This is a genomic window from Bacillus sp. RIT 809, assembly GCF_016892495.1.
Lineage (GTDB): Bacteria > Bacillota > Bacilli > Bacillales > Bacillaceae_G > Bacillus_A > Bacillus_A cereus_U.
Map to the genome: position 1 here is coordinate 143259 of NZ_JAFEMR010000008.1, position 25679 is coordinate 168937.

The window sequence follows — 25679 nt, forward strand, 5'->3', positions numbered from 1 at the left end:
TGCTAATTTCAACCGCAATGAAATTGAATTAACAGATGTGGAAAAAAGTACAAAGTGACAAAATATTGAACGTTATTTGTTAAAAATTAGTGAAAACGAGATTGTTTTTTGAAATATATGGATAAAAGTATTATAATAGATTTGTAAACTTCACCAGGTTAAGTATATACATAGAGAGGGATGTATAAAATGAAAGCATTACTTTGGCATAATCAACATGATGTACGAGTAGAAGAAGTACCAGAACCAACTGTAAGACCAGGAGCAGTGAAAATTAAAGTTAAATGGTGTGGTATCTGCGGGACAGACCTGCATGAATATTTAGCAGGTCCTATTTTTATTCCAACAGAAGAACATCCATTAACACACGTAAAAGCACCGGTTATTTTAGGTCATGAGTTTAGTGGTGAGGTAGTAGAAATTGGTGAAGGAGTTACATCTCATAAAGTGGGAGACCGCGTTGTTGTAGAACCAATTTATTCTTGTGGTAAATGTGAAGCTTGTAAACATGGACATTACAATGTTTGTGAACAACTTGTTTTCCACGGTCTTGGTGGAGACGGCGGTGGTTTCTCTGAATATACAGTAGTACCAGAAGATATGGTTCATCATATTCCAGATGAAATGACGTATGAACAAGGTGCGCTTGTAGAACCAGCAGCAGTAGCAGTTCATGCAGTACGTCAAAGTAAATTAAAAGAAGGGGAAGCTGTAGCAGTATTTGGTTGTGGTCCAATTGGACTTCTTGTTATCCAAGCAGCTAAAGCAGCAGGAGCAACTCCTGTTATCGCAGTGGAACTTTCTAAAGAACGTCAAGAGCTAGCTAAATTAGCAGGTGCTGATTACGTATTAAATCCAGCAACTCAAGATGTACTAGCAGAAATTCGTAACTTAACAAATGGTTTAGGTGTAAATGTTAGCTTTGAAGTAACAGGTGTTGAAGTTGTACTTCGTCAAGCAATTGAAAGTACAAGCTTTGAAGGCCAAACTGTAATTGTTAGTGTGTGGGAAAAAGATGCGACAATTACTCCGAACAACCTTGTATTAAAAGAAAAAGAAGTTATCGGTATTCTTGGATATCGTCATATATTCCCAGCTGTTATTAAATTAATTAGCTCTGGCCAAATTCAAGCAGAGAAATTAATTACGAAAAAAATTACAGTGGACCAAGTTGTTGAAGAAGGCTTTGAAGCACTTGTAAAAGATAAAAAACAAGTGAAAATTCTTGTTTCACCTAAATAATATACAATAGAAGAAAGTAGCCCTTTTCTAGAAATAGAAAAGGGCTACTTTTTTTCTATACTGAAAGGTGATAGACTTTCCTTTAACTAAAGGTATTTTTGTTTGGAAGGGGAAGTCCAATGCTTTCATTTATGTTGACATTGAAACGGATGTTGAGAGCCTGTTTACGAGCATGGAAAGATAAAGAGTTTCAAGTGTTATTCGTATTAACAATGTTGACATTAACATCGGGGACGATTTTTTATAGTACAGTTGAAGGATTACGTCCTCTTGACGCTTTATATTTTAGTGTGGTCACGTTGACGACTGTCGGTGATGGGAATTTTAGTCCGCAAACTGATTTTGGAAAGGTATTTACGATCTTATACATATTTATTGGGATTGGATTAGTGTTTGGATTTATTCATAAATTGGCAATTAATGTGCAACTGCCAAGTATATTATCGAAAAGAAAAAAAGAGTAAAGCAGTTAATCGCTTTACTCTTTTTTTACATTAGTTTAGACAAGTATTTGCAGTAGCTTAACAATACTTTATTACAATATAAGTGTATTCATTACGTTCACTATGTATAAAGTTATATCGATATGAACATTTGCATATTTCAATTTAATAATAGAAATTCGGTGAAAGGTGGGATATTCTAATCATAGGTTAACCGAAAGACATCGTAGGATCCAAACAAAATATTTACAATAACTCAACTATAAAATGGAGGATTTCATATGAAAAAGAAAGTGCTTGCTTTAGCAGCAGCTATTACGTTAGCAGCTCCGTTACAAAATGTAGCTTTTGCACATGAAAATGATGGAGGGAATAGAGTACAGATTATTCAATATTGGTCCGCTGAAGATAAACATTCAGAAGGTGTAAATTCTCATTTATGGATCGTGAATCGTGCAATTGATATTATGTCCCGTAATACGACAATTGTAAAACAAGATCAAGTTGCACTATTAAATGAATGGCGCACAGATTTAGAAAATGGCATTTATTCTGCTGATTATGAAAATCCTTATTATGACAATAGTACATTTGCGTCGCATTTCTATGATCCAGACGATGGAAGTACATACATTCCACTTGCAAAGCAAGCGAAGGAAACTGGAGCTAAGTATTTTAAATTAGCTGGTGAATCTTATAAAAATAAAGATATGAAACAAGCATTCTTCTATTTAGGGTTATCTCTTCATTATTTAGGAGATGTAAATCAACCGATGCATGCGGCAAACTTTACAAATGTTTCGTATCCACAAGGATTCCATTCTAAATATGAAAACTTTGTAGATACGATAAAAGATAATTACAAAGTAGCGGACGGAAATGGGTATTGGAACTGGAAAGGTACGAACCCTGAAGATTGGATTCATGGGGCGGCAGTGGCTGCGAAGCAAGATTACCCTGGCATTGTAAATAGTAATACGAAAAGTTGGTTTGTAAAAGCTGCAGTATCACAAAGTTATGCGGACAAATGGCGTGCTGAAGTTACACCAATGACTGGTAAGCGATTAATTGAAGCGCAACGTGTAACGGCTGGGTATATTCAGCTTTGGTTTGATACGTACGGAAATCGTTAAATATTTGAAAAAGGTCAAATCTCAGAATAGAGTATTTGGCCTTTTTATCACTACACAGTACATGGAGGTATGAAACGTGAAAGGTAAATTGCTAAAAGGTGTACTTAGCTTTGGTATTGGTTTAGGAGCTTTATATAGTGCATCTTCAGCTCAAGCAGAAATGTCTACAAATCAAAATGATACGTTAAAAGTAATGACCCATAATGTATATATGTTATCAACGAATTTATATCCAAACTGGGGACAAAATGAGCGTGCGGATTTAATTGGGGCAGCGGATTATATGAAAAATCAAGATGTTGTTATATTAAATGAAGTATTTGATAATAACGCTTCGAATCATTTGTTAGGGAATTTAAAGAAAGAATATCCAAACCAAACAGCGGTATTAGGCCGTAGTAACGGAAACGAATGGGATAAAACGTTAGGTAACTATTCATCTTCGACCCCTGAAGATGGAGGTGTAGCGATTGTAAGTAAATGGCCAATTGTTGAAAAGATTCAATATGTATTCGAAAAAGGCTGTGGACCAGATAACTTATCAAATAAAGGATTTGTATACACAAAAGTTAAGAAAAATAATCGTTTTGTGCATGTAATTGGGACTCATTTACAAGCTGAAGATAGTGTGTGTGGAAAAACTTCGCCGGCATCTGTACGTACAAAACAGCTACAAGAAATTCAAGAGTTTATTAAAAATAAAAATATACCAAATAACGATTATGTGTTAATTGGTGGTGATATGAATGTGAATAAAATAAATGCTGAGAACAATAGTGACTCAGAGTACGCATCCATGTTCAAAACATTGCACGCTTCTATTCCATCTTATACTGGACATACTGCAACTTGGGATGCGACGACAAACAGTATTGCGAAATATAACTTCCCCGATAGCCCTGCCGAGTATTTAGATTATATTACTACAGCTTTTCCCGAACAAGAAAGCCCATTGCCTTTAGGCATGGGATGAAAGTGAGGTTGGATACGGAGTACCACTAAAAATCGCAAGGTTCGTGGTACTTTAAGTATCCAAAGTATAGGTAGTTTCTTCGGATATTTTTGTTGGAATCTTTCGAAATTAAATGATACATTGTAACTAGAATCAATGATGATAGAAGAATGTTTCAAAGTGTTTGAGAGGAAAACCTCCTCGTTTCATGCAGTTGTAAAGTTTATAAACACGTTCTGATTTTGTTAGGATTGCTAGAAATGTATCAAATGAACACGATGTTGAAAATCAAAAAACAAGGGGATGAAACGTATGTCACAGACCCTAACAGTGAAAGCGAAATTGATTCCAACAAAAGGACAAATCCGTTTATTGGAACAAAGCAGTCACGAATATATCAAAGTTATAAATAGACTTGTATCGGAAATGGTGGAAGCAAAGAAAGTACGAAAAAAAGTACAAAAGATATTGAAGCAAATATCCCAAGTGCAGTGAAGAATCAAGCGATTAAAGACGCGAAAAGTTTGTTTGCTACAAAAGTAAAGAAAAGCCATTATAAAATCATCCCGATTCTAAAGAGACCTGTTTGTGTATGGAACAATCAAAATTATTCATTTGATCCTACTTATATTTCAATCCCATTGAAGGTAAATGGAAAGTCGACTCGTGTAAAAATCCGAGCTTCATTAAGCGATAAAAACAATCGTAATTTGAATCTGTTAAAACATAAATTAGGTACACTTCGCATCATAAAGAAATCGAATAAGTGGATAGCCCAAATATCTGTCACACTTGCTATCAATAAAAGGACAGGAACGAAAATTTTAGGAGTAGACTTAGGTCTCAAGGTCCCCGCGGTAGCAATCACAGATGATGATAAGGTTCGTTTCTTTGGGAATGGTAGGCACAATAAATATAAGACTCGTAAGTTTCGTAGTGTTCGTAAGAAGTTAGGAAAAGACAAAAAAGTGAAAGCCATTCGGCGAATGGATGATAAAGAGCAAAGATGGATGCAAGATAAAGATCACAAAATAAGTCGTGCAATTATTAATTTTGCGATTGCAAATCATATTTCTGTCATTCGATTAGAACAACTAACGAATATAAGACAGACGGCAAGAACAAGCCGTAAAAACGAAAAAAATCTACACACTTGGTCATTCTATCGTTTGGCACAATTTATTGCCTATAAAGCAACGATAGCTGGTATTCAGATTGAATATGTGAATCCAGCTTATACAAGTCAAAGTTGTCCGAAATGTGCTGAAAAGAATAAGGCTCGAGATAGAAAATACAAGTGTCCATGTGGGTTTAAGAAACATCGTGATATCGTTGGAGCGATGAATATTCGCTACGCAACTGTGATTGATGGTAACAGTCAATCAGCCTAAGCACCTTTATGGTCTGGTTTAGGAGGGGCAATGAGATGCCCTTATCTTGAAGGCTGTTCAAAACAGAAATGGCTTGCGAACGCTTAGTCATTCAAGAATCCCACCCGTAAATCCGTAAGGATTCGTGCTTGCGACTTTAGTCGTGGGAGTCTCAATCGGATCATTATCCAGTAGAGGCGACTATTTCTATGAAGTAGAGTAGCCTAAAAAAGTTTCTTCGTAAAGAAGAAACTTTTTTTATTTGAAAACAGGAAAATCATTCTTTCTTTCCAATATGTATAAGACATATATAGAAGAGGAGAGAAAAATGTGGATAGAGGAATTTTTAAGGAAGTTCCATTACCGTGTGCATTTTTAGATGAAGTGGCTTTAGAGAGGAATATTCAATCGATTATAGAGTTAAGTGGAGATAAGAAGATTCGCATAGCGAGTAAATCATTACGCTCTGTTCCAATTATGAAAAAGATTTTAGCTGCAAATAATCGCTTTCAAGGTATTATGTGTTTTTCCCCTAGAGAAGCTTTGTTTTTAATTGAACAAGGATTTAATGATTTATTGCTCGGATATCCTGCTTATGATGAAAGAGCTTTATATGAAATTAGTTTGCTAACAAAGCAAGGGCACATTATAACTTGTATGGTGGATTGTGAAGACCATATTGTTTATTTAGAAAAAATTGCTGAGAAGTCTAAAGGGTGTTTTCGCGTTTGTTTGGATATTGATATGAGTAGCCGTTTTTTTCAATTTCATTTTGGTGTAAAAAGATCCCCAGTAAAAGATGTGCAGAGCGCTTTGAAAATAGTAGAAAAGGTGAAGGGCTCATCATATTTAATACTAGATGGTGTAATGGGATATGAAGCTCAAATTGCCGGGGTGGGGGATCATATACCGAATCAATGGATGAAAAGTAAAGTGGTTTCGTATTTAAAGAAGAAATCAGTGTTAGAGGTTAAAGAAAGAAGAGGACGTATCGTAAAAGAACTACAAAACCTTGGTATTGAACTAAGATTTGTAAATGGGGGAGGAACAGGAAGTATAAAAACAACTGAGCAAGATAACTCAGTTACGGAGATTACTGTAGGATCCGCCTTTTACTCTCCTAAACTGTTTGATTATTATAAAGAAGTAAAATTTCAGCCAGCCGTTGGATTTGCTTTACCAGTTGTACGTAAACCGGCTCCGTTTATTTATACTTGCCTAGGCGGCGGATATATTGCCTCAGGTGCAGTTGGTAAAGATAAAGAGCCTGTGGTTTGGCGACCGGGTGGTGCAAAACTATTAGCTTTAGAAGGTGCTGGTGAAGTGCAAACGCCAATTTTTTATAACGGTGAGGAACGAGTGGATATAGGAGATTCTATCTTGTTTCGTCATAGTAAAGCTGGAGAGTTATGTGAGCGTTTTCCTGTTTTGTATCGCATTAAACAAGGGGAAATTGTTGGAGAGTATTCAACATATCGGGGGGATGGACAATGCTTTCTATAAAGGGACAAAAATGGAGAAATTGGACAGGGAATGTAGAAGGAACACCGCATTATACGATGTATCCAAAAAGTATACAAGATGTAGTAGAAGTTGTGGGGCTTGCACGAAAAAAAGGAAAGAAAATTCGTGTTGTCGGTTCAGGGCATTCTTTTACACCTCTCGTGCAAACGGAAGAAATTTTAGTTTCTTTAGATGAATTGAAGGGTATTGGGAATATTGATGCAGAGAAGATGACTGTTGAAGTGTGGGCGGGAACAAAGTTACATGATTTAGGGAAGTTACTTCAGGAAAAAGGTTGTGCGCAAGAAAATTTAGGGGATATTGATTCACAATCTATTGCGGGAGCGATTAGTACGGGAACTCATGGGACGGGTGTTACATTTGGGAGTTTATCAACACAAGTTATAGAGATCACTGCAGTTTTATCAACAGGTGAGAGTATAGTTTGTTCAGAAACCGAAAACGCCGAATATTGGAAAGCATTTCAGTTGTCGCTTGGAATGCTAGGTATTATTGTAAAGATAAAATTGAAGGTTATCCCAGCGTATTCTCTCGTTTATGAAAGCGAAAAACAGTCATTAACTACTGTAATGAACAAGCTAGAAGAATATAAGAAGAATCGTCATTTTGAATTTTTCGTTTTTCCTTATTCAGATGAAGTGCAAGTGAAATTTACAAACGAAACAAGGAGTAAAGAAAGTGATTTGAAATGGCATAAACTAAAGGTGGAGTTACTTGAAAATAGGATGTTCTCTTTGTTATCTAAAGGGTGTAAATGGTTTCCTTCTATAAGTAAAGGAGTAAGTCGATTATCAGCTAAGGCTGTACCAAACACAAAAATAATTGGACCAAGCTATGAAGTGTTCGCTACATCACGTACAGTTCCATTTTATGAAATGGAGTACAGTGTCCCTTCAAAGTATATGAGGACTGTTGTAGAAGAGATTTCAAATCTTATTGAAAAGAAAAAGTATAAGGTACACTTCCCGATTGAATGCCGCTACGTGAGAGAGGATGATATATGGCTCAGTCCAGCGTACGGAAGAGATTCAGCGTATATTGCTGTTCATATGTATAAAGGTATGAAATATGCCGCTTATTTTGGTGAAGTGGAGAAAATTTTTCTAAAGTATGAAGGGCGCCCACATTGGGGGAAAATGCATACGTTAACGTACGAAAAATTACAAAATATATATCCAGAATTGCATTCGTTTCTAAAAATGAGGAAGTCACTAGATGAAACAGGAATGTTTTTAAGCCCTTATACAGAAAAGTTATTTACGAGTATGAAAAAAAGCTGACAAATTATTATTTGTCAGCCTTTTTAAGTGTAATTGCATTTCTTGTATGACTAATACGCTCGTAAAATAGTAATTTATCACTGCTAAATACATGTAATAAAACATGAATAATAAATAGCCCGTTAATTACGAATTGGAATAACAATATAACCAGTAATACTAAAGGCTCTGTATGATTTAAAATAGAGCTACTAGAAAGAATGTAATTGATTCCACCTAAAATAAAGTAGAATATACCGTAACGAATGAATAATTCCTTCATTGTAATATGTTCGGATTTTCCTTTAACGTAAATACGAAGCAATGCTTTCCCAATTGTTTTTCCGTTCGTAAAGTATGGAATGATAATAAAGTAAATTAAGATTGAACATGCAATGAAAAGGAGTTCGTATACATTTGTATAAGATTGGATGTTAGAAATAAATAGTGAGTTCCCTTTGTTTTTAATAAAAGGTACAACGATAGATAAGAAAATCCAATCAATTTGCATAGCAATGAGACGACGAACGAATCCAACTGGTTTCGTTTCTAAATCAATATGACTATCTAACTCGCTCGCTTTCGGAAGGAAGTACGTAAATATTGGTGCGATAATAAAACCAATGATTCCTCCTAATGTATTTAAAAACAAATCGTCTATATCGAATAGGCGATAGGCACAATTATATATACCATATAATCCAGTCACCTGTGTTAGCTCGAAAAATAGTGAAAGACAAAAAGAAATACAAATAGTCTGTAAGAAACTACGTCGGAAATAATAACGTAAGTAAATACCGAATGGAACGGTTAATAGAACGTTAAAAGCAACTTGTAAAAATGCAGATTCTTTTAATAACAAGAAATAAGTAGTTGGTTTCGTTAAAATTGCCGATGTATGGTTACTAATCTCTTGTATGAAATAAAATGGTGAGAGTTGCATATGCTGTGTATTAGCGGGTTGTAGGCTACAAGTATCATACGTTTGTGGTAACGGCAAAATAACAAGAAAATAGGCATTTAATAAGTAAAGTAATAATGAGTATAAAATAAATGAGCGCCATTTATTTAAATAACCGTATTTTCGATAATTAAATATTAAAAAAGGAATTAATAGAAACATTGCTAAAATAGGAAATAAAATAAAAGCTGTTTTTACTGGAAATAAATATGCAGTCAAAATGAAGCTCCTTTCAATGAAATTTCGTTTATCATTATAGCGCTTAAAAGAATTTAAAACAAAGTTGAAATAGCTCGAAATAGAAAAAATTACAAATTTTAAATAGATTAAGTTATAATAAGTTTAATATAAAGATATTATGATTATGCAAGTTGAAAGAGGGTACATGATATGCAATATGAGCTTTTTTCGGTAAGCGGGGATCATATTACAACTTTTGAAAGCACATGGCGTTTTCAGGAGGGGGAACAGATTTTTGTTCATGATGATAATACAAAACGAAATTTTATTATTATTCGCTTAACACATGATTTATTTCAAAAAAATACACATGTTATTCGCTTGTATTGTCAGGAAAAGAAAGTTTATGCATAAGGAAAAACCCCTTACTGTATGAGGGCAGTAAGAGGTTTTTTATCCCGCTATTTGTGGGCAGTAAAACTCCCACCTCAAAATTTCAGTTGGAGCAAAGAAGTTAGGTGGGAGCCCTGCTGCCCGTAAACGCCCGATTGGTGCGGGCTAATAATCAGTGGGGGATGAACAAAACCCCCACTGATTAAAGTTTCACTTTATAAGAAAATGATAGTTAGCACACCTACGATAATACAGTAGAAAGAGAAATATTTTAAATTTCCTTTTGCCATAATGTTCATAAACCATTTTAATGAAATATATGTCATGACAAATGTTGCGATGAAAGCAACGATATAAGGTACAAATAATGTATCTAAATTTGGATCGTTTGCAATGTCTGTAATACTTAACAATAAACCACCTAAGCTAACAGGAATGTATAGTAAGAATGAGAAGCGAAGAGCTGTTTCTTGCTTCATACCAAGTAACATTGCTGCTACGATTGTAGCACCTGATCGGCTTATACCAGGAATTAGTGCGCAAGCTTGTGCTAGACCAATAATGATTGCATCTTTCATAGAAAGGTCGCCATCATTTTTACGTCCACGTAAGTTTCGAATAATCCAAAGGCCGATAGCAGTAATAAGAAGGGAAATCCCAACCATTTTCACACCTTTTAAATAGTGGTCGATATAATCTTTAAATAAAACTCCAATTACACCTGCTGGAATAGTTGCAATAACAAGGTAAATAATAAAGAAGAAATCTGATTTTGCATCTTCTGCTCTTGTAAATATATAAGATAGACCATTCTTCGTTAGACGAATTAAATCATTTCTATAAATAAGTAATACAGCTAATAATGAAGCTGAATTAACAAGTAGTTCGAAGCTAAACCCTTCTATTTTTAGTCCTAGCAAATGCTGTGCTAAAACGAGGTGACCGCTTGAAGAAATCGGAATTGGCTCTGTTAGCCCTTGGAACAGACCAAGAATTAAATATTTTAAAATGTAGTAAAATTGTTCCATAATAACCTCCTTGTTTATTAGTCGAAAGAAACAACTTTTCCATTATAGCAAAAGAGAGGATGAATATTGAGAAGAAATAAATATTCGAAATATAATAAAAATCCCTTATACCGGTATAAGGGATTTTTATTATTAATGAGAAGCTACTGTTTCTTGAAGACTTTTAGTTAATTGAACATCGACTTTTTCAGCATCATAAATGTGATTCATAATAGTAGTATTTAATTTTTGGAACATTTGCTGTGTATTTGCAAATTCTCGTAATATATCATCATTACAAGATTTTTGGTTTTCGATAGCTTTAATAACATTTGTAGCGCCACTTTGTAATGTTTGAATCATTATTAAAATATTTTCAATTCTAGCGTTAGTATCGGCGCTCATTTCTACACCTTCATCAACTAAATGTAAATTATCTTTTGTATTTTCGTACGCTTTTTCAATTTCCTCTTGGATTTTTTTCGTTAAATTGCCAATGTTTTTTGTACTCTCCGCTGTGCTTTCTGCTAGTTTTCTTACTTCATTGGCAACAACAGCGAATCCTTTTCCATGCTCTCCAGCACGTGCAGCTTCAATACTTGCATTTAACGCTAATAAATTTGTTTGCGCAGCAATGTTTTGAATTACTTCTACAATTTGCTCGATTTCTTTTGAGCGTTCACTTAAATGATTCATACTATTAGACGTGCGCTGAGATTGTTCACCTAATTTATTAATTACAATGAGTAAACGGTGAACAGATTCTTTTCCTTCATTAGAGCAATCGATAATTTCTTCAATAGACTGAATTAAGCTTTGTTCTTTTTGTAACATTTCACTATTTAATTCATTGGAATGTGTCGTACGTGTTGAAACATTTTCAAAACATGAGTTTAATTGTTGAATTAAATTTTGGAGTGTATGGTGCTGGTTATTTACAAGTTGATGCTCTTGAACAACGCTTTGTACACGGTCGTGGATAGAAGAAATAGTCTCTTGGTTTTCAATATCTTTTTGTTTTAATTCTGTTTCTAGCTCTTGTATACGATTTTCTAATTGATCAATTTTATGTTGGAGTGCTTTCTTTTGAGTAAACATGTATTTATCTCAACCGCCTTTAGAAGTTATATTTTCTCTATATTTGGATTTTAGCATCTTTTATAATTTTTAAATATAGGAATTGTTAAATATTTAAGAATCTATTACATTTTATTCATAATTCCCTTTTTTTTGTCATGAAAAATAAACTGTATTTAATGGTTCTGTAAACAAACTGTAAAATAAATCATGTATAACTGTATAAGAAGGGAGTCGGATTATGAACTATTTTAAGCGAATCAGTAGTCTAGTAGTAGCAGGAATTATCGTTCTTTCTAGTACAGTCGCTGTAAAAGCAGAGTCAAACGACGAGAAACTTAACAACATGCAACAGCAATTGCAGCAAAACGATGCAGATATGCAGAAGAAAGAGCAAGAGAAGCAAGCTGTTAGTAAAGAAATTCAAGGTATCGAAAATGAACTACATAATTTAAATAATACAATTGCAAAAAATAAAGAGGATCAAGCTGCTATTCAACATAAAATCGATGAAACACATAAGCAGATTGAACAAAAAAAAGCAGATATTATCGTTTTAGAAGATAAAGTCCTTGCTCGTAAGGATATTATGAAAAAACGTATGGTTTCTGTTCAAAATAGCTCAAATACGAGTTTAGTAGTAGAAGTTGTTGTAGAATCAAAAAACTTTGCAGATTTCATACAACGTATGAACGCAGTTACTACTATTCTAGAAGCAGATAAAGAAATTTTACGTCTACAAGAACAAGATCTTCGTCAAATTGAAGAAGATAAAAAAGCAATTGACGAAAAAGAAGCATCTTTAGTAGTAGATAAGCAAAAATTAGCAAAAGCACAAGCAGATTTGCAAGATAACTTGAAAAAACGTCAAGATAACTTACAAACGGTTCAAACTAAATATAATCAGATTGCAAGCCAACTTAATTTAGCAGCGGAAGAGAAAGCAAAAGTTGAGGCAAATATGAAAGCAGTACAAGAAACAATTGCTCGTGAACAAGAAGCAGCAAGAATTGCAGCAGAAGAGCGCGCAAAAGCTGAAGCAGCTGCAAAGGCTGAGCAAGAAGAGTTGGCAAAAGCGAAGGCAGCAGCAGCTAAGCAAAAAGAAGAACAGGCAGCTAAGCCGGCAGAGCCTGTAGCTAAAGATACAACACCAGCTAAGCCGGATCCAAAACCAGCTCAAGGTGGAAAAGAATTTTATGTAACAGCAACTGCTTATACAGCTGATCCATCTGAAAATGGCTATAAACCGGGTGAAATTGTAAAGTCTAAGTTAGGACATAATTTGACTGCAAATCCAAACATGAAACTAATTGCTGTAGATCCAGCTGTGATTCCATTAGGTTCTACTGTATATGTGGAAAATTACGGTACGGCGATTGCTGGAGATACTGGTAGTGCGATTAAAGGTCATATAATTGATTTATTAATGCCAGATTCAGCTACAGCTAATAATTGGGGCAGAAGAAGTGTTAAAGTTACAATTTTAAACTAAAACGTAATCCAACTTTACAATACGTAAAGTTGGATTTTTTTGTAAAAATAATGTTAAGTTGAGTTTACATTTTGTTAAGAGTAGCATACAATAATGGTAAGAGGTGGTAAAAATGACCATTTTAAACAGGGTGAAGGAATTAAGAGCTCGCTTTAATTTTTCGCAAAGTGTATTAGCAGAAAAGGTTGGGGTGACGAGACAAACGATCGCTGCAATTGAAAAAGGGGATTACGTTCCTTCATTGTTACTAGCATTGACGATTTGTGATGTATTCGAGTTAAAGATGGAAGATGTGTTTGTTTTAAATAAGGAGGGGGAAGAGGATGAATAGAATTGGGGTTTCTTATATCGTAAATGTGCTGAGATTTGTGATAGCTTTTTGGGCGTTTATTGAGCTCTATTATGCTTCGATAGAGCTAGCAAATATTATTGAAACTGAGAAATTACCGTTTGAAGTAACAATCAATATGATACCATTAGGATTGTTAATAATTGTAGCTATTATAACGACGTTTTTTTATAAAGTTCAAAAGAAGAAACATAAAGCTCTTTCTTATTGGATGTACCCGTTATTATTTCCACAAGAAGACGAGCGGGAAAAAGCAATTACACAAAAGGCATGCCGGACAACATTTGTTTCATTCTGGTATGGAATAGTTATTGCTATTGGATTTTTAACACTTTCTCCTGTAGCTAATTTATATATTCCTGGATATCCATTATATATTTTATTTTTCATGCTTTTTATTCAAATGACAGTCTTTTACGTAGCCCTGTACAGAAATAAATTAGTCTAAAAAAGAAACCTTCTTGCTGATGCAAGAAGGTTTCTTTTTTAGCTTACACTTGTACATATAGCAATATTGTCTTATCATTTTATATAGAGTAAGATTTTGTAACGGAAAGGAATTGTATATGAATAAGCAAAGAATTTATAGTATAATAGCAATCCTTCTATTTGTTGTAGGTGGGTTTTTAATTGGAAAGCCATTTTATGATGGATATAAGGCTGAAAAGAAACAGACTGAAAATGTGCAAGCTGTTCAAAAGATGGATTATGAAAAGCATGAGACAGAATTTGTAGATGCTTCAAAAATTAATCAACCAGACTTGGCAGAAGTAGCGAATGCATCGTTAGATAAAAAACAAGTAATCGGTCGTATTTCGATTCCAAGTGTTTCATTAGAAATTCCTGTTTTAAAATCTTCTACTGAGAAAAACCTGTTATCAGGTGCAGCGACAGTAAAAGAAAATCAAGTAATGGGAAAAGGGAATTACGCACTAGCAGGGCATAACATGTCTAAAAAAGGTGTTTTATTTAGTGATATAGCATCTTTGAAAAAAGGCGATAAAATTTATTTGTATGACAATGCAAATGAGTATGAGTATACTGTTACTGGTGTATCTGAAGTGACTCCTGATAAATGGGAAGTTGTAGAGGATCATGGGAAAGATGAGATAACACTTATTACATGTGTATCTGTTAAGGATAATTCTAAGCGTTTTGTTATTACGGGTGATCTAGTAGGAACAAAGGCTAAGAAATAAAGAAAAAAGAAGGTTCACTCTTTAAAGAGTGAACCTTCTTTTTTTATCCAACATTGAGAAATAAAAGAATATTTTAGTTGGTATTTAAGTATTTTTCTATTTTTGTATAATAAAGTAATGATTCTAGATTTTGGGAGGAACAAAAGTGAAACAGCAAGTAAAAAAACTTCTCTTAACAACAAGTGTAGCGTTATTGGTAGCGCCAATTTCTGCTTATGCACATCCAGGACGTACAGATGCTAATGGTGGACATACGTGCCGTACAAATTGTGAGAAATGGGGATTGCAGTACGGGGAATATCATTATCACAATAAACCAGCTTCTAGTAGTGGTGCAACGAGTCCAGCTCCTAGCCAAAATAATAATGGTGCTGTAGAAGCTGAAAGACAAGCAGAAGCGCAGCGCAATGCGGAGGCAGAAAAACAACGTGCTGCAGAAGCACAGCGTAAAGCAGAGGAAGAGAGACAGCGCGCTGCAGAAGCACAGCGTAAAGTAGAGGAAGAGAGACAGCGTGTTGCAGAAGAACAACGCAAAGCAGAAGAAGCACGTAAGGCAGAGGAAGCGAAGCGTAAAGCTGAGGCTGAAAAGGGACAAGCTGAAGGGCAAAAAAACGGAGAGACAGATTTTAAAGCAGGAAAGAATAATGCAGAAGGACATGTAGCTGGAAAACCAGATGCATATAAACAAGCGTTTACAACTGCTTATGCTGTAGCATGGTCTTTAGAAGAACAGAAAAAAGCGCATTTTGAAAAAGGTAAAGAGCAAGGGTTAGCACAAGAAGCAATGGACGATAGTCAAATTACTCCTGAGTTTAAGGTGAACTTTGCAGAAGGTTTCCAAGTAGGTAATAAAGAGAGAACCGAAAAGATTGAAAAAGAACAAGCGGAACTTGGTGAAAAGGCTGGTAAAGAATTAGCTGAAAAGAAACCTGGAAATACTGAAAAGGATACATATGTGAAAGCATATGAAACCGCGTATGAAACAGGATATAAGTTTGCTCAAAAAATGGCGAAAAAAGCTGGATATACATATGCATTTGAAAATTATGATTTGAAAGTTCCTGCTAAGTATGAAAAACACGAATCATTAAAGAAATGGTTTACGGAAGGATTTAAATCAAATAAAAAGGCAGCAGAAATCCGAGAAGAAGGATATAAAAAAGGAGATAGCTGGCTTTCATTTTTCTATAAAAACTTCGTGCCAAGTGAATATAAAGAGCACAAAAATCTGTATGAACAAGCAATAGAAAAAGGTAAAAAAGCATAAAAAAAAGATGAGGAATTTTTCCTCATCTTTTTTAATCCATCCATTTCACTAATTTCTTAGAAATTAATAATAAAACACAACCTAAAATAATTGCTGCAGCTCCGATTACTGTAAATACTTCAGCATATCCAAGTGAAGTTGTGAAGCTTGCAAGCTGTCCGCCTATAATGTTGGCGATTCCTGAGCTTGCTAGCCATACTCCCATTAATAAAGAAGCAAGTTTTACTGGAGCAAGTGCGCTAACCATTGATAGTCCAACAGGTGATAAGAATAACTCACCTAACGTATGGAAAAGATACGTAAAGACGATAAATAGTAAGTTTGCTTTTTCTGTAATGTTATGTTCATCACTACCTGTTTTTAATGTAGCGATAACAAGAATGATATAACCGATACCGAGTAGGATCATACCAAGTCCCATTTTTGTTGGGATTTTCATGTCACCATTTTTTCTAGTTGCCAGTTTCGCCCATAATGCTGAAATGGCTGGTGCAAGTAAAATAATAAATAACGGATTGACCGATTGGAACCAAGACGTTGGTACTTCCCATCCGAATACGGAGCGGTCAACGAATTTATTTGTATATAATGTTAACGAACTACCAGCTTGTTCAAAACCAGCCCAGAAGAAGACAACGAAGCACGTTAAAATGACGATAACTGCTGTATGTTGTTTTTCTTTTTTTGTTAATGGTGTATTTCCTACTGTTGGTTGTCCATCTGTTGTTTGTAAATCGCGGGTTGGTTTTTTACCAATATCACCAAGGAAGCGATTAGATAGTGTTGTAAATAAAATTTGTCCAATGATCATTCCGATTGAAGCGGCTAAGAAGCCGTAACGGAATCCGAAATGAACAACGCCATCTACTGTTGTTTTGAATAAATTTTCTGATAAAAATCCGCAAACGAGTGGAGCTAAAAACGAGCCAACGTTAATACCCATATAGAAAATTGTAAATGCACTATCACGCTTTGGATCATTTTCTTCGTATAATTCTCCAACAAGTGTAGAGATATTCGGTTTAAAGAATCCGTTACCGATAATAATAAGCGCTAATCCGAGGTATAGACCGACTTGGTTTTGCAAGGCAAATAGTGTAAGGTTACCAATTGCCATCGTTATACCACCAATTGTGATGGCTTTCCTTTTACCTAGGAAACGGTCTGTTAAGTATCCACCAATTAATGGGGTGAAGTAACAGGCTCCAGTATAAAATCCGTAAATGGAAAGTGCCCATGCGGGACTAAACCCAAGACCACCGCTTACTAAAGCTGTTGTTAAATATAATGTTAATAATCCTCGTAATCCATAGTAACTAAATCTTTCCCACATCTCTGTAAAGAAGAGTAAGTACAAACCTGGAGGATGTTTCTTTTTTCTTTGTTGTTCTCTTTCAAGTTGTATCGTTGATTCCATGTGATTTTTCCTCCTGACACAAACAAAAAACAAAGTTAATAGTTTTGTATATTTAATATTTTACTTTATTAACTATTGGAAGTCAATAAAGGTTGATTTTTCAGAAGAAATTGGAAAAGGGAAGTAGATATAGAATGGGTGTTTCTTTTGTGGTAGACTATGGACTATGTTTTCTTTGTAAGGAAGCGGATTATCGCGTTTTTCCTACGTGTGGAATAGATCTCATGCGAGATGAAATTGAAGAAGGAGAAAGAAATGAAATTGTTACAGAAAAAAGAAATTTTGCTTATTAGTCTTATGTTATTCTCTATGTTCTTTGGAGCGGGAAATCTTATATTCCCACCTTTCCTTGGATACGAAGCGGGAGAGCATGTGTGGATTGCATTGCTAGGTTTTATTATGTCAGCAACAGGGCTTCCGATATTAGGTGTTATCGCTATTGCGAAAGCAGGGAGCTTTCAAACGTTAGCGGGCAGGGTTCATTCTTCATTTGCAATTATTTTTCCATGTATTGTGTACTTATTTATTGGACCTGGTCTTGGTATACCACGTGCAGGAAGTTTAGCTTTTGAAATGGGACCAGGTCAGTTGTTCCCAGAAGCGGGTAGCGTAGTTTTGTTATTGTACACGGCTATTTTCTTTAGCATTGTTTACTGGTTAAGTTTATCACCGTCTAAATTAATGGGCTTGTTTGGAAAGGTGTTAACGCCTTTATTATTATGTATGATTGCCATTATATTTATAAAAAGTATGTTTACATCAGTAGGCAGTGTGAAAGAGCCTACAGGAAATTATGGACAAGCTCCTATGTTTCAAGGATTTTTAGATGGTTATTTAACGATGGATGCATTAGCGGCTTTAATCTTTGGGATTGTTATTGCAAATGCTCTGCGTGCAAAGGGTGTAGAGGATGATAAAGGTTTAGCGAAATATATGAGTATTGCTGGTATTGGAGCAGGGCTTTTATTATCTATTATTTATGTCATTCTTGGATATGTTGGTTCAATTAGTGGTTCATTGGGTACATTTGATAACGGTGCGAAAGTGTTAGCACAAGTTATGACTACATTATTTGGACAAGGTGGGTTAGTTTTATTAGGCCTTATTTTTACTGTCGCTTGTCTATGCGTTTCAATCGGACTTGTTACGTCGTGTAGTCAATTTTTCGCAAGTGTATTTCCAAAAGTATCTTATAAAGCTTGGGCATTTATATTAAGTTTTGTTAGTATGGTTTTAGCTAATTTAGGATTAACGCAAATTTTAAAAGTATCGGTACCGATTCTTGGATTTATTTATCCAGTTGCACTAACGCTTATTATTTTAGGGTTATTCCATAAGTATATTGGGAAGTATGTATACGTATATTCGGTAACGATTGGGCTCGTAGCGGCATTTAGTGCGATTGATGTTTTAAACAAAAGTGTACTGATGAATAAATGGACACCACTACTAAAAATGCTTCCGTTTTATTCAGAAGGTGTAGGTTGGATTGTTCCGGCATTTGTAGGTGTCTGCCTCGGTGTAATTGTTAGTATTGCTATAAATAAGAAGAAATAAGTAAGAGGTGTTTTCCTATTTGGGAAAACACCTTTCTTTTTTGGGAAAAATAGTATTGAAAATGAATAGACTAAGAGTATGATAAAGGTAATTGGTAATATATAGGTCAAGTGAAAAATCGATGATGAGGGGGGATTGTATGAAGGAGGATTTAAATAAGAAAATAGAAGCGCTCGAAACGGCAATTGAAACGATGCAAGAGACACTTTATGAATTGAAAGCGAAACAAAGAAAAATAGAAGTAGATAAAGTTCAACAAAATGTTAATAAGGAAAAGAAAGAATATATTGAAGCAGTAAGTAATGAAAAGTTACAAGAAGATGTTGTTAAGAAGAGGGAGTCCATGCAAGAGCCAGAGGTGAAACAAGTAGATATATCTGCATTTAAACCAGAACCATTTAATATTATAAAGTTTTGTCAAACATGGTTACCACGCATATTTGTCGGTATTATGCTACTTGGCGTTATTTGGTTATTTAAAGCAGGTGTAAATGCCGGATTGTTAACACCAGCGATACGGGTTGTGTTTGGTATCGTACTATCTGCCGGTTTGTATTATGTAGGAGATATACAAATTAAAAGAGAGCGGCAAGCGTTAGGGTTAGTATTAGCAGGAGGAAGTATTACGGGAATTGTTTTAACAACGTTTGCGGCACATTATTTATATGAATTTATTCCTGCAAGTATTGCGTTTATTTGCAACATTATATGGGTTGTTTTAGGGATTTATTTAGCGAAAAGATATAAATCGGAATACCTCGCTATTTTCGTGGCGGTGGGAGCATTTTTTGTTCCTTTCTTGTTAAATAGTACGACTCCTAATACGTATATTTTCTTTAGTTATGAGACGATATTAACAATTAGTCTATTATGGTATGCATTGAGAAACCGTTATAAGTACTTGTATATGATTTCTTATGTTGTGGCGGCAATTGTCCTATTTGTCTTCTTTGCTGTTATGTCAATATTAGTAGAGAATGTGCAAGTACAGTTAACAGTTGTATACGGCGCAATTCATTTACTATTATTTTGGCATATGTTTTCGGAGAGAAGTTTTATACAAGAAGCAAGATTGGCGATATTTAGTGCGAATGCAGTTTTCTTTATTTTAGCCATTTCTCAAATTCCTGAATTTACAACGTGGGGATTAGTTATAAGTGCATTCGTGCATGTTGTTATGTTCGCACTTGAATATAGGAAGAATAAACATTCTGTATTTACAAATCTAATATTTGGCTTTGCAATGGGGTCATTTAGTTTAGCGATTTTATACGAGTACAGTTTGGTGAATGCAGCAATCGTATTATTGTTACAAGGTTTCCTTGGTATGGTTACTGCTATTAAAGTAAAGCAAAATATTAAATTATATGTAAGTGCAACGATTTATGCGATTGGAATGGTGCAGACGATTTTTAGCCCGTTTGATCATTTCATTTCGGCAGGATTTGTCGCTCATATTATTTTGATAGGAACGTTCTATTATTGCATGAGACAAGCGAAAGAAGTGTTAGCGAGTTTTGGTAAATATGTTTATTCGATAGCGCTCTACTCGTTAATGGTCATTGTATTTATTACAATTACTAGAATCGGTGAAGTTCTTTCTACAGATGGAAGTATAATTAGCGTATCTGTATCGTTATTATGGATGGTATATGCGTTATTTGCAGTTTGGTTTGGCCGTTATAGACAGATGAACGAAATATTATATGCTGGCTTAGTCGTATTAGTAGTAACAGTAGGGAAGTTATTCCTTCTCGATCTACCAGAGGTGTCGATGATGATCAGGGCGGTGTTATTCTTAATCGTTGGTAGTATAGGTATCGTTATTTCAAGAATGTTTTTCTCAAAAGAAGAGAAGTGAAAAGAAGGCAATCCATATCCGGATTGCCTTTTTCATTATTTTTTATTAATCGTTACAGTTTCACTATATTTCGCTGTCGTATTTTGACGTAGACGAAGTGTTGCTTGTCCAGTTGTATTTGGATCAAGTTGTACATTCACAATTTTTTCAGCAGATCCTTGGCTATTTGTGATGAAAGAGAATGCACTGCTATATCCGAAAGAAGATGGCCAAGTGCCATTTGTATTTTGAACTTTTGCCACCTGTGTTCCGCCAGTTGTGAAGATACCTAAAGAATAATTATTGTACGTTGTATTTGGTAATAAGTTATTTACTTGAATCTTCATTTGGAACACTTCATTGTTTGGTAGAATGCTAGGGTGCGTAATTACGTAATCACTCGTTGTCACTGCACCGTTATAGCCGTATGAACCTGGTTTGAAAGTATTTGTATTGAACCACTGGTAACCTTGACTTGGTGCGCTCCAAGGTTCTGGTTGTGGTTCTGTTGATAAACTTGGTTGTTCAAATGTTTGTAGAGCTGTAGGTGCATCAAGCTGTAAACCACTCACTTGATCTAAGCTTGTAAATGTTTCTTGCTTCGCTAACCAATTCACGATGTTTTCTAATAGAACAGCATCGTTTTCTTCTTTATAACCATCATAAGTTTTCTTTGATTGACCTGAATCTTCACGAACATATTTTGGCGTAGCATCTTCAACAGGAGAAGAATCACCAATAAAGGCTGCTTTTCCAAGGCCAACTTTCGAAATGGCAGCATAAGGACCCTCTGCAACGCCACCACCGTTATAAACGCCGCTATCAACAGCGTTATTCCATTTTGATGGATTTTCTGGAAGATATACAAGGCCTTTCGCTAGTTTTGGATTTGTAATCGCAAGAGTAGAGCCGGCATGCATTGCTACAGATGAAACGCCAGTTGTAATTCCGAATGATTGCGCAGGTGAGACAATATTTTTAGCTGAAACATCACCAAGTGCATTGTAACGGAAGCGAATACCGAAATTATCGGATAGCCAATCAGAGCTTTCGACTCCTTGCATAGCCTGTGAATTTACTTCGTCACTAGACATGCCTTTTGCTGGATTATCCCATGCACCGCGTCTATATCCATTGAATACTTCTGAAGAGTCCCAACGGTTTTTATTACGATCTGCATTATAATGATCGGCAATGAAGAAGATACTTCCGCCATTTTTTACGTATTGTAACATTGCATCTTGTTCAGATTTTTTGTAAGGAATATTTGCTTCGGGAACGATAAATACATTGTAATTTTTTAAATCGTCGTATGTAATAGATGTTGATTTACGAAGTTCTTTTACATGATATCCGTTTTGGGCAATGCCGTTTCCGAAATCAGAAAAACCGCCATCAATAACCCAATCAGCTGTCCCGGCCGTTTGACCGTGTGTATTATCGAATAATACTTTCTTACCATTGTTTTGATTTATAACTTTTGCAGCAATTTCAGGAGCTGGGTCTACGGAGCTTTCGGCGTAAGTAGACGGAATGTAAGAACTCCCTATACTAAGTGTGATTGCTGTTGCTAAAGAAAATTGAATCCATTTTTTATTCTTCATAGAAGAATCCCCCTAATAATAAATATATGTGCTTTAATAATGTAATTTATTTTTCTGTAAAAATAAAGATAGAAAATATGAAATAGTGTAAAGATAACGTTAATTTGATTGAGAAATATTTGCGCGAATAATGAAAAAATCTCTCCCTAGTAAAGTAGGAAGAGATCGTGGACTTAACTAATTTTTGAATTAGATGATTCATCAAGTTTATGGAACCCTTTCATGTAATACACGATAGCCAAGCCAATAAGCCAAATTGGACCGACGATTAATGCGATTCGTGTATCTTCTGAATAAGCCATTATACCTAGTACAAGTACAAGGAAGCCGAGTGAGAAATATGAACTTAATGGGTGTAAAGGCATTTTATATGTTAGTTTTTCCTTTTTATTAGATTGTAATCCTTTACGGAATTTAATTTGAGCGACTAATATTATACCCCAAGTCCAAATTGCGCCGAAAGTTGAAATACTAGTTAACCATGTAAACACTTTTGCAGGAACAAGATAGTTTAATATAACGCCAACGAGTAAAACGATTGCTGTTGCGATAATTCCTTGACTCGGAATACCGTTTTTATTTAAACGACCGAATCGTTCGGGTGCTTTCTTTTGTTGTGCTAATGTAAATAGCATACGGCCTGTACTAAACAAACCACCGTTACAAGAAGAAAGAGCTGCTGTTAAAACAACAAAGTTAATAATGCCCGCTGCCTTCGCGATACCAATTTGCTGGAATGTTAGCACGAAGGGACTTCCTTTTTCGCCAAGTTCGTTCCAAGGGTAAATTGCCATCATAACGAATAGAGCTCCAACGTAGAATATTAAAATTCTCCAAAATACATTATCAATTGCTTTTGCGAGTGTCTTTTTCGGATTTTGAGCCTCACCAGCTGTAACTCCGATAAGTTCGACTCCTAAATAAGCGAATAATACCATTTGTAAGGAAAGTAATAATCCAGAGAAGCCATTTGGGAACCAGCCCCCATGTTCCCAAAGATTTGAAATACCAGTTGCAACGCCGCCATTTCCAAATCCGAATAGAATAATACCAAAGCCAATCACTATCATACAGATAATTGTGACAATTTTGATGAGAGCAAACCAAAACTCAAGTTCTCCAAATACTTTCACAGATAAGAAGTTGAAAGCACTCATTAATAAAAGAGCTAGTAATGCCCAAGTCCAGCGCGGGATATCAGGGAACCAGTACTGCATGTAAATGCCTGCTGCTGTAATTTCCGCCATACAAGTAACAACCCATAAAAACCAGTAATTCCAGCCTGTAATATACCCAGCTAGTGGGCTGATGTAATCATTTGCATATTTACTAAAAGAGCCAGCAACCGGTTGTTCAATTGCCATTTCTCCGAGTGCGCGCATAATGAAGAAAATAACGAGTCCGGCAATCATATAGCCTAGTAAAATAGATGGGCCAGCTAGTTTAATAGCGGAAGCTGATCCTAAAAATAGTCCAACGCCAATAGCTGAACCGAGAGACATTAAAGTAATATGCCTTTGTTTTAAGCCACGGTTTAAATTTTCAGATTTGTTTGTTTGCTGCATAAGAAGAATACCCCCTGTAGAGTGAACAATATTTGAATGAATCCACTAAATATTTAACTATTTCAAATTATAAAACATTTCTATCTGTTATGCTACAAAAATAATCATAATACACTGTACTACATCTGTATTTGTCAGACTTAAACTTAAAATTCTAACTATTAGAGAATATATTGACTCTTCTTTTTATTGATTGTTAAGATTAAGTATTACATTTTCTCACATACTAATAAGAAAAGAATGTGTGATAATAATTCAAGTGTAGGAAGGGTACATAAGTATGTTTCAATTACAAAAGTATAACACTTCTGTGAAGCAAGAAATTTTAGCTGGCATCACAACTTTTTTTACATTTGCGTATATTCTTGTCATCAATCCGAAAATATTATCTGATGCAGGTGTACCATTTGATCAAGCATTTACAGCAACTATTATTGCGACAGTTGTTGGAACGCTATGTATGGCGTTTTTAGCTAACTATCCAATTGTTATTGCTCCAGCTATGGGAATGAATGCATATTTTGCTTATTCTGTTGTTCAACAGGCAGAGGGGATTACATATGTCATTGCGTTTTCGGCAGTATTTGTAACAGGTATTATTTTTCTTTTATTATCTTTCACCTCGTTTAGGCAAAAGCTAATTGTCGCAATTCCTGACAGTTTAAAACATGCAATTGCAGGTGGAATCGGATTATTTATTGCTTTTATTGGATTGCGACTTTCGGGTATTATCGTTGACCATCCATCTAACTTAGTTACAATCGGAGACTTTCATTCACCGGCTGTTATTTTAACAATAGTTGGTTTAGTGTTAGCGGCGGTATTAATGGTATTACGTGTTAGTGGTGCATTGTTTATTAGTATGATTGTGACAGGGATTATTGCTTTCTTTACAGGGCAATTAAAGTTTGAAAATAACATTGTCGCAATGCCACATTTACCAGAAGGAATTATTGTTTCAAACCCTATCAATGCATTTTCAGATGTAATTCAATACGGTTTATATGGGGTTATTTTTTCATTCTTACTTGTACTTTTATTTGATACAACAGGTGCGTTACTTGGTTTAATTAAACAAGCAGGTTTAAATACAGATAACACTGAAAAGCGCTTTGGTAAGGCGTTCATTGCAGATGCAATTGGTGGGACGACAGGTTCTATCTTTGGGACAAGCCCGACAGCAGCGACAATTGAATCGTCAGCTGGAATTGCGGCAGGTGGTAAAACTGGATTGACAGGTATTGTAGTAGTTTGTTTAACGATTATAACGGCATTCTTTAGCCCTGTTATTGCTTCTTTATCAAATGTAGCTGCTATTACAGCCCCATCACTAATTATAGTAGGGAGTTTAATGGCACAAAGCATTCGTGATATTAATTGGGATGAGTTTGAAGATGCATTACCAGCATTTTTAATTTTCGTTGGTATTCCGTTAACATCTAGTATTGCGAATGGAATTGCAATCGGATTTTTAGTGTATCCAATCTTAAAGATTGTGAAGGGAAAAGGGATGGAAGTACATCCGTTACTATACTTATTTACAATTTTATTTGGATGTCATTTATTCTTATAATATAGATATAGAAAGAGGGCTTCTTATGAGAGGCTCTTTTTTTGTGTATAATAAAGTGAAACTATAAGCAGTGGGGCTTTTGTTTATCCCCACTGCTTATTAGCCTTCACCAATCGGGCGTTTACGGGCAGCAGGGCTCCCACCTAACTTCTTTGCTCCAGCCGAATTTTGAGGTGGGAGTTTTACTGCCCACAAATAGCGGGATAAGGTGAAAATTAAACCAAATTTGTAAGGTATAAATTACTTAATGACATATATATGTTACAATAAAGATA

Annotated in this window: 19 protein-coding genes and 3 pseudogenes; 16 read left to right on the top strand and 6 right to left on the bottom strand. The window is 35.1% G+C overall.

The genetic code is table 11. The features are described from left to right. Positions 1–189: 189 nt before the first annotated feature. From bdhA to JTF23_RS11230, 7 genes and pseudogenes are all read left to right on the top strand, one after another. Complete coding sequence (gene bdhA / locus JTF23_RS11200) at positions 190–1242, top strand: (R,R)-butanediol dehydrogenase (RefSeq protein WP_002114142.1); 1053 nt, start codon at positions 190–192, stop codon at positions 1240–1242. 119 nt (positions 1243–1361) lie between these two features. Further along, entirely contained in the window at positions 1362–1706 is a 345-nt protein-coding gene (locus tag JTF23_RS11205) for a potassium channel family protein (protein ID WP_016103546.1), read from the top strand. A 260-nt stretch (positions 1707–1966) separates the two neighbouring features. After that, the gene (cerA, locus tag JTF23_RS11210; protein ID WP_204208766.1) at positions 1967–2818 is read left to right on the top strand and encodes a phospholipase C; all 852 of its coding nucleotides are present in this window, start codon (positions 1967–1969) and stop codon (positions 2816–2818) included. Between the two features lie 76 nt (positions 2819–2894). Continuing rightward, positions 2895–3740: pseudogene (gene sph, locus JTF23_RS11215) on the top strand (sphingomyelin phosphodiesterase); the annotation flags it as partial. 342 nt (positions 3741–4082) lie between these two features. Next, positions 4083–5161, top strand: a pseudogene (locus JTF23_RS11220) (RNA-guided endonuclease TnpB family protein). Positions 5162–5470: 309 nt separating this feature from the next. Next, positions 5471–6643, top strand: coding sequence for an amino acid deaminase/aldolase (locus tag JTF23_RS11225; RefSeq protein ID WP_204208767.1), 1173 nt, complete (start codon positions 5471–5473; stop codon positions 6641–6643). Then, positions 6631–7944 carry a D-arabinono-1,4-lactone oxidase gene (locus tag JTF23_RS11230; RefSeq protein ID WP_204208768.1) on the top strand — a complete coding sequence of 438 codons (1314 nt, stop codon included), beginning with the start codon at positions 6631–6633 and terminating at the stop codon, positions 7942–7944. The genes JTF23_RS11225 and JTF23_RS11230 overlap by 13 nt, the downstream gene beginning before the upstream one ends. A 7-nt stretch (positions 7945–7951) precedes the next feature. On the opposite strand, the gene JTF23_RS11235 is transcribed toward JTF23_RS11230, so the two are convergent. Then, positions 7952–9103, bottom strand: coding sequence for a VanZ family protein (locus tag JTF23_RS11235; RefSeq protein ID WP_078173817.1), 1152 nt, complete (start codon positions 9101–9103; stop codon positions 7952–7954). 171 nt (positions 9104–9274) lie between these two features. Here JTF23_RS11235 and JTF23_RS11240 point away from each other — a divergent pair, with 171 nt between their 5' ends. Beyond that, the gene (locus tag JTF23_RS11240; protein ID WP_002010557.1) at positions 9275–9478 is read left to right on the top strand and encodes a hypothetical protein; all 204 of its coding nucleotides are present in this window, start codon (positions 9275–9277) and stop codon (positions 9476–9478) included. 194 nt (positions 9479–9672) lie between these two features. Here JTF23_RS11240 and JTF23_RS11245 read toward each other — a convergent pair whose 3' ends face one another. Together JTF23_RS11245 and JTF23_RS28315 are read right to left on the bottom strand one after the other, a co-directional pair. Further along, positions 9673–10485, bottom strand: coding sequence for an undecaprenyl-diphosphate phosphatase (locus tag JTF23_RS11245; RefSeq protein WP_002010553.1), 813 nt, complete (start codon positions 10483–10485; stop codon positions 9673–9675). 132 nt (positions 10486–10617) lie between these two features. Then, positions 10618–11136: pseudogene (locus JTF23_RS28315) on the bottom strand (methyl-accepting chemotaxis protein); the annotation flags it as partial. Positions 11137–11782: 646 nt separating this feature from the next. Here JTF23_RS28315 and JTF23_RS11255 point away from each other — a divergent pair. From JTF23_RS11255 to JTF23_RS11275, 5 genes are all read left to right on the top strand, one after another. Then, on the top strand, positions 11783–13033 hold the full coding sequence (locus JTF23_RS11255) for a 3D domain-containing protein (protein ID WP_204208770.1): 1251 nt from the start codon (positions 11783–11785) through the stop codon (positions 13031–13033). A 112-nt stretch (positions 13034–13145) separates the two neighbouring features. Then, positions 13146–13364, top strand: a complete 219-nt coding sequence (locus JTF23_RS11260; RefSeq protein WP_000154009.1) for a helix-turn-helix transcriptional regulator — start codon at positions 13146–13148, stop codon at positions 13362–13364. Next, positions 13357–13830, top strand: a complete 474-nt coding sequence (locus JTF23_RS11265) for a DUF2178 domain-containing protein (protein WP_204208771.1) — start codon at positions 13357–13359, stop codon at positions 13828–13830. The genes JTF23_RS11260 and JTF23_RS11265 overlap by 8 nt, the downstream gene beginning before the upstream one ends. Positions 13831–13948: 118 nt before the next feature. Further along, positions 13949–14581 (top strand): class A sortase, encoded by a 633-nt coding sequence (locus JTF23_RS11270; RefSeq protein WP_204208772.1) that lies wholly within the window; start codon positions 13949–13951, stop codon positions 14579–14581. Between the two features lie 145 nt (positions 14582–14726). Continuing rightward, complete coding sequence (locus tag JTF23_RS11275; RefSeq protein WP_204208773.1) at positions 14727–15848, top strand: YHYH domain-containing protein; 1122 nt, start codon at positions 14727–14729, stop codon at positions 15846–15848. Positions 15849–15879: 31 nt separating this feature from the next. On the opposite strand, the gene JTF23_RS11280 is transcribed toward JTF23_RS11275, so the two are convergent. Beyond that, on the bottom strand, positions 15880–17265 hold the full coding sequence (locus JTF23_RS11280; RefSeq protein ID WP_204208774.1) for a peptide MFS transporter: 1386 nt from the start codon (positions 17263–17265) through the stop codon (positions 15880–15882). 255 nt (positions 17266–17520) lie between these two features. On the opposite strand from JTF23_RS11280, the gene brnQ1 reads away from it, so the two are divergent. Then, positions 17521–18822: a branched-chain amino acid transport system II carrier protein BrnQ1 gene (gene brnQ1, locus JTF23_RS11285; RefSeq protein WP_234813895.1), complete on the top strand. Its 1302-nt coding sequence runs from the start codon at positions 17521–17523 to the stop codon at positions 18820–18822. A 139-nt stretch (positions 18823–18961) separates the two neighbouring features. Beyond that, on the top strand, positions 18962–20683 hold the full coding sequence (locus tag JTF23_RS11290; RefSeq protein WP_131231997.1) for a DUF2339 domain-containing protein: 1722 nt from the start codon (positions 18962–18964) through the stop codon (positions 20681–20683). A gap of 35 nt (positions 20684–20718) precedes the next feature. Here JTF23_RS11290 and JTF23_RS11295 read toward each other — a convergent pair whose 3' ends face one another. Next, complete coding sequence (locus JTF23_RS11295; protein WP_204208775.1) at positions 20719–22266, bottom strand: DNA-binding protein; 1548 nt, start codon at positions 22264–22266, stop codon at positions 20719–20721. A gap of 173 nt (positions 22267–22439) precedes the next feature. After that, positions 22440–23831, bottom strand: a complete 1392-nt coding sequence (locus JTF23_RS11300; RefSeq protein ID WP_078173807.1) for an amino acid permease — start codon at positions 23829–23831, stop codon at positions 22440–22442. Between the two features lie 280 nt (positions 23832–24111). Between JTF23_RS11300 and JTF23_RS11305 the strand changes: the two genes are divergently transcribed. Further along, on the top strand, positions 24112–25404 hold the full coding sequence (locus JTF23_RS11305; protein ID WP_002159265.1) for an NCS2 family permease: 1293 nt from the start codon (positions 24112–24114) through the stop codon (positions 25402–25404). The last annotated feature ends 275 nt before the right edge of the window (positions 25405–25679 follow it).

Excerpts from the sequence above, each read along its gene's own strand:
- bdhA (WP_002114142.1), top strand. The coding sequence starts at position 190 with ATGAAAGCATTACTTTGGCATAATCAACATGATGTACGAGTAGAAGAA.
- JTF23_RS11280 (WP_204208774.1), bottom strand. The coding sequence starts at position 17,265 with ATGGAATCAACGATACAACTTGAAAGAGAACAACAAAGAAAAAAGAAA.
- JTF23_RS11240 (WP_002010557.1), top strand. The coding sequence starts at position 9,275 with ATGCAATATGAGCTTTTTTCGGTAAGCGGGGATCATATTACAACTTTT.
- cerA (WP_204208766.1), top strand. The coding sequence starts at position 1,967 with ATGAAAAAGAAAGTGCTTGCTTTAGCAGCAGCTATTACGTTAGCAGCT.
- JTF23_RS11230 (WP_204208768.1), top strand. The coding sequence starts at position 6,631 with ATGCTTTCTATAAAGGGACAAAAATGGAGAAATTGGACAGGGAATGTA.
- JTF23_RS11255 (WP_204208770.1), top strand. The coding sequence starts at position 11,783 with ATGAACTATTTTAAGCGAATCAGTAGTCTAGTAGTAGCAGGAATTATC.
- JTF23_RS11295 (WP_204208775.1), bottom strand. The coding sequence starts at position 22,266 with ATGAAGAATAAAAAATGGATTCAATTTTCTTTAGCAACAGCAATCACA.
- JTF23_RS11205 (WP_016103546.1), top strand. The coding sequence starts at position 1,362 with ATGCTTTCATTTATGTTGACATTGAAACGGATGTTGAGAGCCTGTTTA.
- brnQ1 (WP_234813895.1), top strand. The coding sequence starts at position 17,521 with ATGAAATTGTTACAGAAAAAAGAAATTTTGCTTATTAGTCTTATGTTA.
- JTF23_RS11265 (WP_204208771.1), top strand. The coding sequence starts at position 13,357 with ATGAATAGAATTGGGGTTTCTTATATCGTAAATGTGCTGAGATTTGTG.
- JTF23_RS11300 (WP_078173807.1), bottom strand. The coding sequence starts at position 23,831 with ATGCAGCAAACAAACAAATCTGAAAATTTAAACCGTGGCTTAAAACAA.
- JTF23_RS11270 (WP_204208772.1), top strand. The coding sequence starts at position 13,949 with ATGAATAAGCAAAGAATTTATAGTATAATAGCAATCCTTCTATTTGTT.
- JTF23_RS11260 (WP_000154009.1), top strand. The coding sequence starts at position 13,146 with ATGACCATTTTAAACAGGGTGAAGGAATTAAGAGCTCGCTTTAATTTT.
- JTF23_RS11290 (WP_131231997.1), top strand. The coding sequence starts at position 18,962 with ATGAAGGAGGATTTAAATAAGAAAATAGAAGCGCTCGAAACGGCAATT.
- JTF23_RS11305 (WP_002159265.1), top strand. The coding sequence starts at position 24,112 with ATGTTTCAATTACAAAAGTATAACACTTCTGTGAAGCAAGAAATTTTA.
- JTF23_RS11245 (WP_002010553.1), bottom strand. The coding sequence starts at position 10,485 with ATGGAACAATTTTACTACATTTTAAAATATTTAATTCTTGGTCTGTTC.